The sequence below is a fragment of the Microbacterium sp. M1A1_1b genome (assembly GCF_053345565.1).
The window spans coordinates 518,661-531,669 of record NZ_JBKFAJ010000001.1 but is presented as its reverse complement, the minus strand read 5'-3'; the positions used below and the strand labels follow the sequence as shown (position 1 = coordinate 531,669).

The following is a 13,009-nucleotide window of genomic DNA, read 5'->3' as shown; positions in this document are numbered from 1 at the left end:
CGCGCGCGGGGTGTCCTGACCAGTCAGGACCCTGTCGAATCGATTCGGGGCGGCGTAGCGTTGCTCCGGTGACGACGGAGCGCACCCAGATCGGCCCCCGGACTCCGGCGACCCTGCCGCCGATCGTGCCGTTGGCGCTCATCGTGGGCGTCTCGCCGTTCGCGACCGACATGTACATCCCGGCGCTGCCGGCCATCGCGCGTGACCTCGGGACGACGCCGAGCGCCGTGCAGCTCTCGCTCACCGCGTTCCTGGTCGCCTTCGCCGTCGGTCAGCTGCTCGTCGGCCCGGTCAGCGACGGGATCGGTCGACGCCCGATGCTGCTCGCTGGCACCGCGCTGTTCGCGATCGCGTCCCTCGGGTGCGCGCTGGCGCCCGACGTCGTGACCCTCGTCGTCGCCCGGGTGGTGGAGGGACTCGCCGGTGCCGCCGCAGCCGTCGCCGGCCGCGCCATGGTGTCCGACGTGACGGACGGCCCGCGGATGGCGAAGGTGTTCGGCACGCTCGCGGCGATCAACGCGATCGGCCCGGTCGTCGCGCCGCTGGTCGGGGGTGCGGTGCTGACGGTGGCGACGTGGCGGGTGATGTTCGTCGTGCTCGCCGTGCTCGGTGCGGTGTTCTTCGCGCTCGTGCTGCCGTTCTTCCGCGAGACCCTGCTGCCCGGAGCGCGGGGCGGGATCGGTCTCGGCGCGAACTGGCAGCGGATCCGGCAGCTGGCGTCGATCACGCGGTTCCGCGCGTACCTGCTGACGTCGGTCCTGTCGACGATCGGGTTCTTCGCCTACATCGCCACCAGCTCGTTCGTGTTCCAGACGCAGTTCGGGTTCTCCGAAGGGCTGTACACGATCGTGTTCGCCACCAACGCGACGATGATGATCATCACCACGCTCGTGTTCCGGCGGGTCGTGGGCCGCGTTGCCGAGGACACGCTGCTGACCCTCGGCCTGCTCGTGGGGACGCTCGGCGCAGCCGGGGTGCTGACGTCGGCGCTGCTCGGACTCGGCCCCGTCCCGGTGTGGTGCTCGCTCGCCGTCGTCACGGGCGCCTGGGGGTTCGTGCTGCCCGCCGCGATGACCCGGACGCAGCACGTCGGTTCGGCACACCCCGGTACGGCGGCGGCGCTGCAGGGCGGACTGTCGTTCGGGCTGGGTGGACTCGGGACACCACTCGCCGGGCTGCTGGGAGGCACCGCACTGGCGATGGGCTCGGTGATGGTCACGCTGATGGCCGCTGCCGTGATCGTGCAGGTGGTCGCGACGCGCCGCGCCCGTGTGACGGGTGGCGAACGACTGTCGGACGCTGACCGATAGTGTCGGGTACGCAGCCCGCACCGACACGAGGAGATCACCCGGTATGGACATCGTCGTACACGAGTCGCAAGCGGACGCGGCCGTGCTGCAGTGCAAGGGGCGCCTGAACATGGTGTCGGCGCCGGCCTTCCGCGAAGCCGTGGCCAAGGTCGTCGGGGACGGCCGGAACCGGGTCGTCGTCGAGCTCTCCGGGGTGGACTTCATGGACTCCTCCGGTCTGGGCGCCCTGGTCGGGTGCCTGAAGACCGCACGCCAGGCCGGCGGGGACCTGCGCATCGCAGCCCCGTCCGAGCAGGTCAGCATGGTCCTCAAGCTGTCCAACATCGACAAGATCCTGCGGACGTACCCCGACGGGGACGCCGCGGTGTCGACCTGGGGATGAACGGCAGCGCCGTGGCCGACCACCGACTGGACTTCGCGTCGCCGCCCGACGACGTCACCTGTGTCCACGAGTTCCTTGCGGGCGTCTGGGGTTCCGAGCCGTCGGTCGCCGCCGAGGATCGCATGGCCTTCGAACTGGCCCTCGTCGAGCTCGCGTCGAACGTCGTGGAACACGCCGGCGGCGGGGAGCGGGTCGCGTGTTCGCTCTCGCTGGCCGTCAGCGGTGACGGCCTGCAGGCCGAACTCACCGACGACGGACGGCCGGCCTCGGTCGACCCGTCGGCCGCAACGCTGCCGGACGCTGCTGCCGAGAGCGGGCGCGGGCTCGCTCTGGTCGGCATGGTCGTCGACGAACTCCGCTACGAGCGCGATGGCGACCGCAACCGCTGGACGGTACGGCGCGGCCGCGTCTGACGGCGTCCGACCCAGCAGAACGGGTCGTCCACCGGGGTTGTTGCACGCAGTCCGGTAAACGCACGGCTCCGGCCAGAACCCGCGGGGCACCGCCGTGGATTGCGATCCCGCCGGACTCGCGTGTCACGATGCGCCCGTGACCATCGACCACGACCCCCGGATGCGCTTCGAGACCGCCGGCGACGACCTCGACGACGCCATGCGCATGTACGAGGACGCCTACGTGGGCTCGGGGTTCACGGCGCACACCACCGACCGGCCGTTCCAGTACCGCTTCCGGGTCGTCGGTGACGAGACGATGTCCTTCCGCTCCTCCCGATTCGACGCGAGCGTCCGCGGCGAGGTCGACATGCGCGACGAGTACGTCGTGATGTGGCTCGCAGACGGCAGCGGTCGCGTCGACATCGGCCGCGACGAGGTCCCCTTCGGCACCGGTACCCCGATGATGTTCCCGACGGGCCGACCCTTCGAGTTCGAGCTGGCTGACGTCCGACAGAGCCTGGTGCAGTTCGAACGGACGTACCTCGAGGGCATGGCGGCCGAACTGCACGGCGCGCAACCCGGCCCGCTGGTGTTCGACCACGCCGCGACCCTGTCGCCCGAGGGCCTGCGCTCGTGGAACCGACAGGTGCAGGACGCCGCCGCGACCGTCCTCGGTGCCGCGCCGGTCTCCCCGCTCCTGCTGGCCGAGACCTCCCGCGCCACCGCCATGACGCTCCTGCGGACCTTCCCCCACCGCCTGCTCGCGCCCGACGTGTCCCTGCCGCAGGGCGCGACCGGCCGGGTCCGCGAAGCCGTCGAGTACATGCACGCGTTCGCGCACACACCGATCACCACCACCGACGTCGCCGAGCACGTCGGCCTCAGCGTGCGCGGGCTGCAGCAGGCGTTCCAGCGGCAGGTCGGGACGGCACCGAACTCGATGCTGCGCGGCATCCGACTGGACCGCATCCGCGAGGAGCTGCGGCACGGCACCGTCCGCGAGACCACGGTGGCGTCCGTCGCGGTGAAGTGGGGCTTCGCGCACCTCGGGCGGTTCTCGGCGGCGTACGCCAACCGCTTCGGCGAGTACCCGCGGGACACGCTGCAGGGCTGAGGTCGGCCGCGTCCCCGCTCCGCGTAGGCTCGACGCGTGCGCCGACCTCGACCCTGGGTGATCGTCCCCGGCATCTGGAACTCGGACCCCGAGCACTGGCAGTCCCGGTGGCAGGCCGAGCGGCCCGGTTCCACGGTCCGCATCGCACCGACCTCGTGGTCCGAGCCGGACCCCGACGACTGGTCGCGCGCGATCGACCGCGCGGTCGCGGCCGTCGACGAGCCACCGGTCCTGGTCGCCCACAGCCTGGGTGTCATCGCGGCCTGGCGGTGGCTCGTGGACCACGACGACGGCCGGGTCGCGGGGGCGTTCCTCGTCGCGCCACCCGACCCCGCGGCGACGGGGTTCCCGACGGCAGCGGCGGGATTCACGCTCCCGGACCGTTCGGTGACGACGCCGACCGCGCTCGTCGTGAGTGACGACGACCCCTACTGCTCCCTCGACCGGGCGCTGACGATGGCGGTGCGCATCGGCGCCGAGACGCACCGGATCGGCGCGCACGGTCACGTGAACGTCGCGAGCGGGCTGGGGGACTGGCCGATCGGACGAGACATCCTCGAGGACTTCAGCGCGCGCTGCTGATCAGCGGGTGCGACACGCCGTTCATGTTCGGCGCGACATGCCACCGGATGCCGCGACACACCGCGGATGTCCCACGTGATCGACCTCGCGATATTTATCCTTCGGGACATGGAGACGCAGTCCGGCGCACGCACCCCGCTCGTTGACCCGTTCGGTCGCGAGCTCGAGGAGTGGCTCCGCGACGCTCCGGCCACCCGTGCGCCGTACGTGTCGGACCTGGTGGTCCCGCCCGTCACCGGCCCGGTGCAGCGACCGGACACCGTCCGCGAAGGCACGTCCGAACCCCACACCACGGAACGCGCCGAGCCCGGAGCCGACGAGCGTGGAACCCTCGAGCGCGAAACCGTCGAGCCCGAACTGGCCGAGACATCGACCGCGCAGACTGCAGTCGCCGCGACCGACGTCCTCACGCCCGCGGACTCCGACCAGGCCTTCCGTCGCCCCCGGGACCACGGCCGGCACGCGTCGGTCTGCGCGCCGTCGTTCCCCGAGCCGCCCGAGCGCATCGCCCTGCGCATCGACGAGCTCGCCGTCCAGGTCTCGGCGCAGAGCGGTCGCCCGACGATCGAGCGCATCGTCGTGCTCGAGGACGAGGTCCGCCGCCGCGACGAGGACCTGGCGCGTCTGACCGCGTGGGAGGCCGTCGTCGCCCACCTGTCCGACCCCGAGGTCGAGGCCGCACGCGACTACGCCCGCTCGGTGTTCGCCGACCTGCTCGCGGACGCTGCCGACGAAGCCGACCGCCGCGACCGGGCCGCTGCCCGCCGTGCCGCCACCGGCTCGGTCACGGTCGTCCCCGCGACGCCCGCCCCGGCGTTCACCGCCGAGACGACCGGGCGCCGCGAGCCGTCCGACCTGAGCGCGTCCGCTGCGCCGGTCCTGGTGCTGCCGTCCGTCGCCGCGCCGGTGTCGCTCACCGGCGGCGCCGCGCTCGGCGACACCGCCGCGCTCGACACCGCCGCTCTCGACGCCGCCGACGACGACCGCGACGAGCCTGCGCGACCGGTGCCGAGCCTCCCGTCCGTGCCGCCGGTGTCTGCGAACACCCGGCCCACCCCGCTCATCCAGCCGGCCACCGGGCCCACGGTCATCGACCGCGACGCGTTCGCTGCGGTGCTCCGCACCCACCGTGCCGAGACCGCCGGTACGCCGGTCGTGTTCCCGGCCGAGCTGGCCGTGGCGGACCAGGCGGACGGTGCCGCTGCCGAGCGGAGCGACGCCGTCACCCCTGCGACGTCGGAGCAGCCCGGTTGGTGGGCGCGCGCGGTCGCCGCGGTCCTGCGTCTGCTCGGCCGTCGGTGACCTCCGGGCGTCCACCGCGGCGCTCGACGCCGTCGACCCCTCGGTAGACTGACGGGATGCCGACGCTCCGCGATCTCCAGGCCGTGATCGAGTCCCTCTGGCCTGTCGACGGTGCCGAGTCGTGGGACAGTGTCGGGCTCGTCTCCGGTGACCTCGACGCCCCGGTGGACCACGTGCACCTGGCGGTCGACGCCGTGCCGGACACCGCGCGCGAAGCCGTGTCCCTGGGTGCCGACCTGCTGCTGACCCACCACCCCTTGCTGCTGCGCGGCGTCACGACCGTCGCCGAGTCGACGTACAAGGGTGCCGTCCTCGCGACGCTGATCCGCGGCGGCTGCGCGCTCGTCGCTGCGCACACGAACGCCGACGTCGTGGCGACCGGCACCTCGGCGGTGCTCGCCGAGCGCATCGGTCTGACCGAGCAGCGTCCGCTGGAACCCGGGGCCACCGACGACACCGGGATCGGCCGAGTCGGGGTGCTGGCGGAACCGATGACCCTGGGTGCCCTGGCGCGCCGGGTCGTCGACGTGCTGCCAGCGACGGCCTCGGGCGTCCGCGTCTCCGGCGACTACGACCGCCCCGTGCGCACGGTCGCACTGTGCGCCGGCGCGGGCGACGCGTACCTCGGCAACCCGCTCGTGCAGGCGGCCGACGTGTACGTCACGAGCGACCTGCGCCACCACCCGGCGTCGGAGTTCCGCGAACAAGCGCTGCTGACCGATGGCCCGGCACTGATCGACACGTCGCACTGGGCGACCGAGTGGCTGTGGCTCGACGTCGCGGCCGACCAGCTCCGTCGCGCCGCCGGAGTCCGCGTCACGGTCAGCGACCTGCGCACCGACCCGTGGGACTTCGCCGTCCTGCCGAGCGCGCCCACCCCCACCACCGAGCACCACCACGAAGGAGCCTGACCATGAAGGCAGCACCCGAGGACCAGGTCATCCTCCTCGACGTCCAACGACTCGACAACGACATCACGCGGCTGGAGCACCGGATCAGCTCGCTGCAGAAGGGTGACCGGCTGACCGAGCTCGGCACCGCGGCGGCGAAGCTCCGCAGCGAGCTCGCGGCAGCGACCGGCGACGTCGAGGACGCCGAGCGCGACCTGGCCCGGCTCGAGTCCGACACCGCGACCGCGCAGGCCCGGGTCACCCGCGACACCACCCTGCTCGCGAACTCGTCGAGCACGAAGGACCGCGCCGGCCTGCAGAGCGAACTCGACTCGCTGCAGCGGCGCATCGGGGACCTCGAGACCTCCGAGCTCGAGGTGATGGAGCAGCTCGACGTGTTCCGTGCCCGCGTCGGCGACATCGAGGCGAAGCTCGCCGACGCCGAGGCCGCCCGCAGCGCACTGGTCTCCGAGCGCGACACCGAGATCGGGCGGCTCGAGAACGACCGTGCCTCGGCAGTGCAGGCCCGAGCCGACGTCGCCGCCAAGGTGCCCGAGGACCTGCTTGCACTCTACGAGCGGCAGCGTGCGCGCTACGGGTTCGGGGCGTCGCTGCTGCAGGGCGGCGTCTCGACCGCGTCGGGCGTCACCCTGACCGGGGCCGACCTGCAGGACGTGCGCCGTGCGGCACCGGACGACGTCGTGCTCTGCCCCGACAGCGAAGCGATCCTGGTCCGCACCGCCGAGTCCGGCCTGTAGACCCACTCCGGTCCGCGGACCGACACCGCGACGGACTGGAGGCCCGGTGCCAGCTGGCACCGGGCCTCCAGTCCGTCTGTGGTGCTGTGGTCGTGATGCGAACGGGCCGGCCGTACGCCGGGTTCTGTCCTGCCTTGCGGCAGTGACGGCCATCTCTCTCGGACCGACGTTGCCGTCGGCCTCCAGCGGTCTACCCGAGGACTCGGCGAGCAGCCTCAGCGTCCTCTGTCTGACCTTGCTCCGGGCGAGGTTTACCGAGCGGATCCGGTCACCCGGACCCCTGGTGGTCTCTTACACCACCGTTTCACCCTTACCGGTGTCGCCACCGGCGGTCTGCTTTCTGTGGCACTGTCTCGCGGATTGCTCCGGGTGGGTGTTACCCACCGCCCTGCTCTGTGGAGCCCGGACGTTCCTCGGCACTCCCGGGGGAGTGACGCGACCGTCTCACCGACCCGTTCGCGGGTTCAGTGTACCGGGTGACGGGTCCGTGCAGCGTCTGTACCGGCGACCCGTTCGCACGGCGTGCCACGCCTCCCCGAGACGGCCGCTGAGTGGTCACGACACCCCGCGTGCCAGTTGCCGAGTGGTCACGAGTCGTCGGTGTCGGTCTCGCCCGACGACGAATCGTGACCACTCGCCGATGCACCAGCGGGGTGTCGTGACCACTCGATGCGTGCATCGGGGCCGTGCGTCGTGGATCAGGCGCTGCGAGCAGCCAGCGTCGCCGCGCCGATGATGCCCGCGTTGTTGCGGAGCGTCGCGGGGATGATGTCGGCCTGCAGGTCGAGCAGCGGCAGGAACTCCTCGTAGTGCTTCGACACTCCGCCGCCGACGACGAAGAGCTCGGGGGAGAGCAGCGCTTCGAGGTGCGAGTAGTACTTCTGCAGCCGCTTCGCCCAGTGCTTCCACGACAGTTCGTCGCGTTCCTTGGCCGCGAAGGAGGCCTTCGTCTCGTAGTCGACCCCGTCGATCTCCAGGTGCCCGAGTTCGGCGTTGACGATGAGCACGCCGTCGTTGATGAGCGCGGTGCCGATGCCCGTGCCGAGCGTCGTCATGACCACCAGCCCGTCGCGACCCTTCGCCGCACCGAACTGCTGCTCGGCGAACCCGGCGGCATCGGCGTCGTTGACGAAGTGGATGGAGCGTCCGAGTTCCTTCTCGAAGAGCGCCTCGGCCTCGAAGCCGATCCACTTCTTCGACACGTTCGCCGCCGACATCGTCTTACCGTCACGGACGACCGCGGGGAAGCACACGCCCACCGGCACATCCGACGCGGGGGAGAGTTCGTCGAGGATGGACGCCGCCACGGCCACGATGTCGTGCGGCTTGCCGCCCTCGGGGGTGGCCTTCTTGATCCGTTCGGTGGTGAGTTCGCCGGTCGTCGTGTCGACGATCGCGCCCTTGATGCCCGTACCGCCGATGTCGACGCCGACTGCGAGTGAGGTCATGAGGAGCTGGGTCCCTTTCCGGAGACGGTGAGGAGTTCGGCGCCACGTTCCGTGACGACGAGGGTCTGTTCGAACTGAGCGGTCCAGGACTTGTCGCGCGTGCTGACGGTCCAGTCGTCGGCCCAGATGTCGGCCTCGATGCCACCGAGGGTCAGCATCGGCTCGATGGTGAACACCATGCCGGGCTCGATGACCGTGTCGTACTGCGGCGCATCGTGGTGCGGGATGATCAGGCCGGAGTGGAAGGCCCGCCCGACGCCGTGACCGGTGTAGTCACGGACGACGCCGTAGCCGAAGCGCTTGGCGTAGGACTCGATGGCCCGGCCGATGACGTTGACCTGCCGGCCGGGAGCGACCGCACGGATGCCCCGGCGCATGGCCTCCTCGGTACGCGTGACCAGGTCCTGGACCTCGGGCAGGGCCGTGCCGACGACGAACGTGCGGTTGGTGTCGCCGTGCATGCCGTCCTTGTAGGCGGTGATGTCGATGTTGACGATGTCGCCGTCCTGCAGGACCGTGTCGTCCGGGATGCCGTGGCAGATGACCTCGTTGACCGAGGAGCACAGCGACTTCGGGTACCCGCGGTAGCCGAGCGTCGAGGGCCAGGCCCCGTGCGACACGACGTACTCGTGGCCGATGCGGTCGAGCTCGTCGGTGGTGACGCCGGGGCGGATCGCGGCACCGACGGCGTCGATGGCCTGCGAGGCGATGCGTCCGGCGGTGCGGATCCGTTCGACCTCGTCCGGCGTGTACGTGTCGCCCAGGCCGTGCTCGTGGGGTTCGACGCGGCCGACGTACTCGGGTCGTTCGATGTCCTTCGGGACGGAACGCTGCGGGGAGATCCGGCCGGCGGTCAGGTGTCCGTGTTCGTCCCGGGGCATGCGCACAACTCTAGCCACGCAGGGCGGTGCACCACGACCCGCGCCGTGGTGCACCGCCCGTGTGTGGGTCAGACCGTGGTCTCGGCGTGCACCAGCACCGTGTTCGCGACCATCAGGACGCGGACGGTGTCGCCCTTGCGGGCGCCGGCGACGTCAGCCGTCCAGGTCCCGTCCTGGTTCATGCGCGGCCGCACCGGCGCCGCGATCTCATGGCCGGCCCGGAGGACCCGGACGGTGACGTGTGCGAACGGGTCGTTGACCTTGCCCGACACGGTCAGTGCGCCGGTGGCCTCGTCGAACCCGTCGACGGTCACGGTGCCGGCGAGCGATGCCGGCGGCTCCGGCTTGGTGTCGGGCGTCGTGAACGTCGTCGACACGGTGCCGGCGGTGGAGGTGAACTCGATCGTGTAGGTGGTGCTGACCGGAGGGTTCGGCACCTGCATTGTGAACGAGGTGGGCAGGTCCCGGTAGACGCCGCCGCCCGCGACGGTCGTCCCGGACGGGTCCTTGACGGAGTACTCACCGGCGCCAGGAACGGCGAGGGTCACGTCCAGGTTCTGTCCGACGTAGTGCGGGTCGGACGCGGTGATCGGAGCGGGCTGCCCGGCCGCGGGCGCGGTGAATCCGGGGTCGGTCTCGCCAGGGTTCGGCTTCGCCACGATCGGCTGCTCGGTCTCGCCGGAGCCGGGTGCGGTGAACCCGGGGTCGGTCTCGCCGGGGTTCGGCTTCGCCACGTCGCCGCCGGGAGCGCGGAACACCGTGTCGACGGTCTTCGTCCCCTGCATGTCGCTGAGACGGAGGGTGTACTCGGCCCCGGGCGTGGCGTTCATGATGCCGAACTGGACGTCGCCACCGGTGACGTTGCCGTTGCCGACGCGGCTCGAGACGACCTTGCCGTCGGCGTCGAGCACCTCGAACATGCCGGCCGACGGCAGGTGCGCGATGGCGTGCAGGTAGCTGTGGCCGCTCGAGTCGTCGATGCTCAGGTCGCTGACCGTGGCAGCACCGAACTCCGGGATCACCGGGGCCGTGAAGCTGGTGCGCGAGGTGCCGCGGTCGCTCGTGGAGACGAGGGAGTACTCCGCGCCGGACTCCGGTGCGCTGACGGCGAACCGGACGTCGTCGGTCCCGTCGTGGCTCGAGCGCGAGGTGAGGATTCCCACCGAGGTGCCGTGGGCGTCTTCGATCGTCGCGGTCCCGCCCGAGGGGACGGTGCCCACGACGGTGAGCCACCCGGACTGCTGGCCGAGGGTGACCTCGCTGACGACGGGGGCGCCGACCCCGGAACTAGACTCCGTGCCGGGCGCGGTGAAGCCGGTGTCGGTCGCACCGGGAGCGGGGACCGCGACGATCGGTTCGACGGTGCTGCCCGGGACGGTGAAACCGGGGTCGGTCGCGCCGGGCGCGAGGGTCGCGACGATCGGCTCGGCGCCCTCGCCGCCGAACAACGCCCCGAACCGGTGGTTGGACGCGCCGTTGAGCTCGGTCATGACGTACGGCCGGTCACCGGCCTGGGCACCGGCGACGTCTTCCGTCCAGGTGCCGTTCGCCGCGATCGTGCCCGATGCCACGACGACGCTCCGGTCCGAGTCGAACCGCACCTGGTACTCGGCGCCGGGGACGCCCGTCCCCGACACGGTCGCGGTGTGCTGGTCGGCGTCGAAGGCGCTGATGTCGATGGTCGGCGTGTCGAGCTCGCGGATCGCGTCGACGCCGATCGAGGTGCCCTCGACCGAGCCGGCCGCGTTCAGGCCGACCGCCTCGATCGGGTTGGTGCCCCACCCGAATGCGGTCGTGGCGGTGCACGAGGCGGTACCCGCACCCACCGACACCGTGGTGGAGCAGATGAGGGCGTGGGTCGTCTCGTCGCGGATCTCGAGGCGACGCACCGGAGCACCGACCTCGGCGGTGATCTCCGGGCGGGCTCCGGTGAAGAGCGCGCTGCCGCGCTCGTCCGGGTCCAGCGGGCTGGCGTAGTCGTCGTAGACCGTCTCACCGCCGATGCTGGCGATCCGTACGGTCGGGTTCGGGGCGGCGTTCGCGACCGCGGGCAGGCCGACGGCCAGGGTGGCCATGGTGAGTCCGGCGATGCTCGCGACGGTGATGACAGGGCGCTTGGTCATGTGGTCCTTCCAGAAGGAATGTGAAATATGACCATATGCGCATGCTGTGCGCGACGCTGAGAGCATCCCGGGTGTGATGCCCGAGTACGGTGACGGCATGAGCGACGAACGCATCGAGTCCCAGTGGTGGTTCAACGACAAGACCCACACCGTCGAACAGGGCCCGCAGTCCCCGCAGCGCGACCGGATCGGTCCGTTCGAGACCCGCGATGAAGCCGAGCACGCCCTCGATCGGATCAAGGCGAACAACGAGCAGTGGGACGAGGAGTCCTGATCGCGAGCACCTGACGGACAGGAGGCCCGGTGCCGGGAACGCACCGGGCCTCCCGTCCGTCACGGATCACGTCCACGGATGCGCCGCGCCGTCCACAGGCGTCGCGCGGGCGCAGACATCCGCAATAGGCTGTGCGGGACGGGCCGGACCGGTCCGAGCACCACGGAGAGGGCGTGCATGGACAAGCAGACGGACTTCGTGCTCCGCACCATCGAAGAGCGTGGCATCAAGTTCATCCGACTCTGGTTCACGGACGTCATCGGGACCCTGAAGTCGGTCGCAATCGCCCCGGCCGAGGTCGAGGGCGCGTTCGCCGAGGGCATCGGCTTCGACGGCTCCGCGATCGAGGGCCTCAGCCGCTCGTACGAAGCCGACGTGCTGGCCCACCCGGACCCCTCGACGTTCCAGATCCTGCCGTGGCGCGGCGAGATCGACCCCACCGCGCGGATGTTCTGCGACATCGCCACGCCCGACGGGCAGCCCGCCGTGGCCGATCCGCGCAACGTGCTCAAGCGCACGCTGGCCCGCGCGAGCGAGCGTGGGTTCACGTTCTACACGCACCCCGAGATCGAGTTCTACCTGCTCAAGGACCGCGACTGGAAGGACGGCGGCCCCAAGCCCGTCGACCAGGCCGGCTACTTCGACAACGTCCCCGGCGGCAGCGCGCACGACTTCCGTCGTCGTGCCGTCCGCATGCTCGAGGACCTCGGCATCTCGGTGGAGTTCTCGCACCACGAAGCCGGCCCCGGCCAGAACGAGATCGACCTGCGCTACGCCGACGCGCTCACCATGGCCGACAACATCATGACGTTCCGCACCGTGGTCAAGGAAGTGGCGATCGAGCAGGGGGTCTACGCGACCTTCATGCCGAAGCCGATCTCCGGCCAGCCCGGCTCCGGCATGCACACGCACGTCTCGCTGTTCGAGGGCGACCAGAACGCGTTCTACGAGCCCGGCGGCGAGTACCAGCTCTCTGCCACCGCCCGGCAGTTCATCGCCGGCGTGCTCAAGCACGCGCCCGAGATCACCGCGGTGACCAACCAGTTCGTCAACTCGTACAAGCGCCTGTGGGGCGGCGACGAAGCCCCCTCGTTCGTCACGTGGGGCCACAACAACCGCTCGGCCCTGGTGCGCGTGCCGCTGTACAAGCCCAACAAGGGCCAGTCGTCCCGCATCGAGTACCGCGGCATCGACTCCGCGGCGAACCCCTACCTGGCGTACTCCCTGCTGCTGGCGGCGGGCCTGAAGGGCATCGAAGAGGGCTACGAGCTCCCCGCCGAAGCCGAGGACAACGTCTGGAGCCTGTCTGACTCCGAGCGCAAGGCCCTCGGGTACGCGCAGCTGCCGGCAAGTCTCGACCACGCGCTGTCCCTGATGGAGGACTCCGAGCTCGTGGCCGAGACCCTCGGCGAGCAGGTGTTCAACTTCGTGCTGCTGAACAAGCGGCAGGAGTGGAAGCGTTACCGCGACCAGGTCACGCCGTTCGAGCTGGACACGAACCTGGGCATGCTGTAGTACCCACAGGCAGCTCCGCGCCAGGTACCCACAGG

13 protein-coding genes and 1 other RNA gene are annotated in these 13,009 nt (G+C 71.0%); 10 read left to right on the top strand and 4 right to left on the bottom strand.

Annotated elements, in window-relative coordinates:
- The first annotated feature begins 68 nt into the window (after positions 1 to 68).
- From ACLBWP_RS02555 to ACLBWP_RS02520, 8 genes are all read left to right on the top strand, one after another.
- A complete protein-coding gene (locus tag ACLBWP_RS02555) occupies positions 69 to 1,310 on the top strand; it encodes a Bcr/CflA family efflux MFS transporter (protein WP_447653904.1) in 1,242 nt (413 codons plus the stop codon).
- A gap of 43 nt (positions 1,311 to 1,353) precedes the next feature.
- On the top strand, positions 1,354 to 1,692 hold the full coding sequence (locus ACLBWP_RS02550) for an STAS domain-containing protein (protein WP_243563885.1): 339 nt from the start codon (positions 1,354 to 1,356) through the stop codon (positions 1,690 to 1,692).
- An 11-nt stretch (positions 1,693 to 1,703) separates the two neighbouring features.
- On the top strand, positions 1,704 to 2,105 hold the full coding sequence (locus ACLBWP_RS02545) for an ATP-binding protein (RefSeq protein ID WP_243563884.1): 402 nt from the start codon (positions 1,704 to 1,706) through the stop codon (positions 2,103 to 2,105).
- A 136-nt stretch (positions 2,106 to 2,241) separates the two neighbouring features.
- Positions 2,242 to 3,201, top strand: a complete 960-nt coding sequence (locus ACLBWP_RS02540) for a helix-turn-helix transcriptional regulator (RefSeq protein WP_243563883.1) — start codon at positions 2,242 to 2,244, stop codon at positions 3,199 to 3,201.
- Positions 3,202 to 3,237: 36 nt separating this feature from the next.
- Complete coding sequence (locus ACLBWP_RS02535; protein WP_243563882.1) at positions 3,238 to 3,783, top strand: RBBP9/YdeN family alpha/beta hydrolase; 546 nt, start codon at positions 3,238 to 3,240, stop codon at positions 3,781 to 3,783.
- Positions 3,784 to 3,891: 108 nt separating this feature from the next.
- Positions 3,892 to 5,085 (top strand): hypothetical protein, encoded by a 1,194-nt coding sequence (locus tag ACLBWP_RS02530; protein ID WP_447653903.1) that lies wholly within the window; start codon positions 3,892 to 3,894, stop codon positions 5,083 to 5,085.
- 56 nt (positions 5,086 to 5,141) lie between these two features.
- Positions 5,142 to 5,996, top strand: coding sequence for a Nif3-like dinuclear metal center hexameric protein (locus tag ACLBWP_RS02525; RefSeq protein ID WP_447653902.1), 855 nt, complete (start codon positions 5,142 to 5,144; stop codon positions 5,994 to 5,996).
- Positions 5,997 to 5,998: 2 nt separating this feature from the next.
- Positions 5,999 to 6,733 (top strand): zinc ribbon domain-containing protein, encoded by a 735-nt coding sequence (locus ACLBWP_RS02520; protein WP_447653901.1) that lies wholly within the window; start codon positions 5,999 to 6,001, stop codon positions 6,731 to 6,733.
- Between the two features lie 98 nt (positions 6,734 to 6,831).
- Here the strand turns inward: ACLBWP_RS02520 and rnpB are convergent.
- From rnpB to ACLBWP_RS02500, 4 genes are all read right to left on the bottom strand, one after another.
- Positions 6,832 to 7,188: RNase P RNA component class A (rnpB, locus tag ACLBWP_RS02515), an RNA gene on the bottom strand.
- Between the two features lie 243 nt (positions 7,189 to 7,431).
- Positions 7,432 to 8,181: a polyphosphate--glucose phosphotransferase gene (gene ppgK, locus ACLBWP_RS02510; protein ID WP_447653900.1), complete on the bottom strand. Its 750-nt coding sequence runs from the start codon at positions 8,179 to 8,181 to the stop codon at positions 7,432 to 7,434.
- Positions 8,178 to 9,062 (bottom strand): type I methionyl aminopeptidase, encoded by an 885-nt coding sequence (gene map / locus ACLBWP_RS02505; protein WP_447653899.1) that lies wholly within the window; start codon positions 9,060 to 9,062, stop codon positions 8,178 to 8,180. The genes ppgK and map overlap by 4 nt, the downstream gene beginning before the upstream one ends.
- Positions 9,063 to 9,130: 68 nt before the next feature.
- The gene (locus ACLBWP_RS02500; RefSeq protein ID WP_447653898.1) at positions 9,131 to 11,185 is read right to left on the bottom strand and encodes a hypothetical protein; all 2,055 of its coding nucleotides are present in this window, start codon (positions 11,183 to 11,185) and stop codon (positions 9,131 to 9,133) included.
- Between the two features lie 97 nt (positions 11,186 to 11,282).
- Between ACLBWP_RS02500 and ACLBWP_RS02495 the strand changes: the two genes are divergently transcribed.
- Together ACLBWP_RS02495 and glnA are read left to right on the top strand one after the other, a co-directional pair.
- The gene (locus ACLBWP_RS02495) at positions 11,283 to 11,459 is read left to right on the top strand and encodes an SPOR domain-containing protein (protein ID WP_447653897.1); all 177 of its coding nucleotides are present in this window, start codon (positions 11,283 to 11,285) and stop codon (positions 11,457 to 11,459) included.
- A gap of 177 nt (positions 11,460 to 11,636) precedes the next feature.
- On the top strand, positions 11,637 to 12,974 hold the full coding sequence (gene glnA, locus ACLBWP_RS02490) for a type I glutamate--ammonia ligase (protein WP_447653896.1): 1,338 nt from the start codon (positions 11,637 to 11,639) through the stop codon (positions 12,972 to 12,974).
- The last annotated feature ends 35 nt before the right edge of the window (positions 12,975 to 13,009 follow it).

Excerpts from the sequence above, each read along its gene's own strand:
- ACLBWP_RS02550 (WP_243563885.1), top strand. The coding sequence starts at position 1,354 with ATGGACATCGTCGTACACGAGTCGCAAGCGGACGCGGCCGTGCTGCAG.
- ACLBWP_RS02530 (WP_447653903.1), top strand. The coding sequence starts at position 3,892 with ATGGAGACGCAGTCCGGCGCACGCACCCCGCTCGTTGACCCGTTCGGT.
- ACLBWP_RS02525 (WP_447653902.1), top strand. The coding sequence starts at position 5,142 with ATGCCGACGCTCCGCGATCTCCAGGCCGTGATCGAGTCCCTCTGGCCT.
- ACLBWP_RS02520 (WP_447653901.1), top strand. The coding sequence starts at position 5,999 with ATGAAGGCAGCACCCGAGGACCAGGTCATCCTCCTCGACGTCCAACGA.
- ppgK (WP_447653900.1), bottom strand. The coding sequence starts at position 8,181 with ATGACCTCACTCGCAGTCGGCGTCGACATCGGCGGTACGGGCATCAAG.
- map (WP_447653899.1), bottom strand. The coding sequence starts at position 9,062 with ATGCCCCGGGACGAACACGGACACCTGACCGCCGGCCGGATCTCCCCG.
- ACLBWP_RS02500 (WP_447653898.1), bottom strand. The coding sequence starts at position 11,185 with ATGACCAAGCGCCCTGTCATCACCGTCGCGAGCATCGCCGGACTCACC.
- ACLBWP_RS02495 (WP_447653897.1), top strand. The coding sequence starts at position 11,283 with ATGAGCGACGAACGCATCGAGTCCCAGTGGTGGTTCAACGACAAGACC.
- glnA (WP_447653896.1), top strand. The coding sequence starts at position 11,637 with ATGGACAAGCAGACGGACTTCGTGCTCCGCACCATCGAAGAGCGTGGC.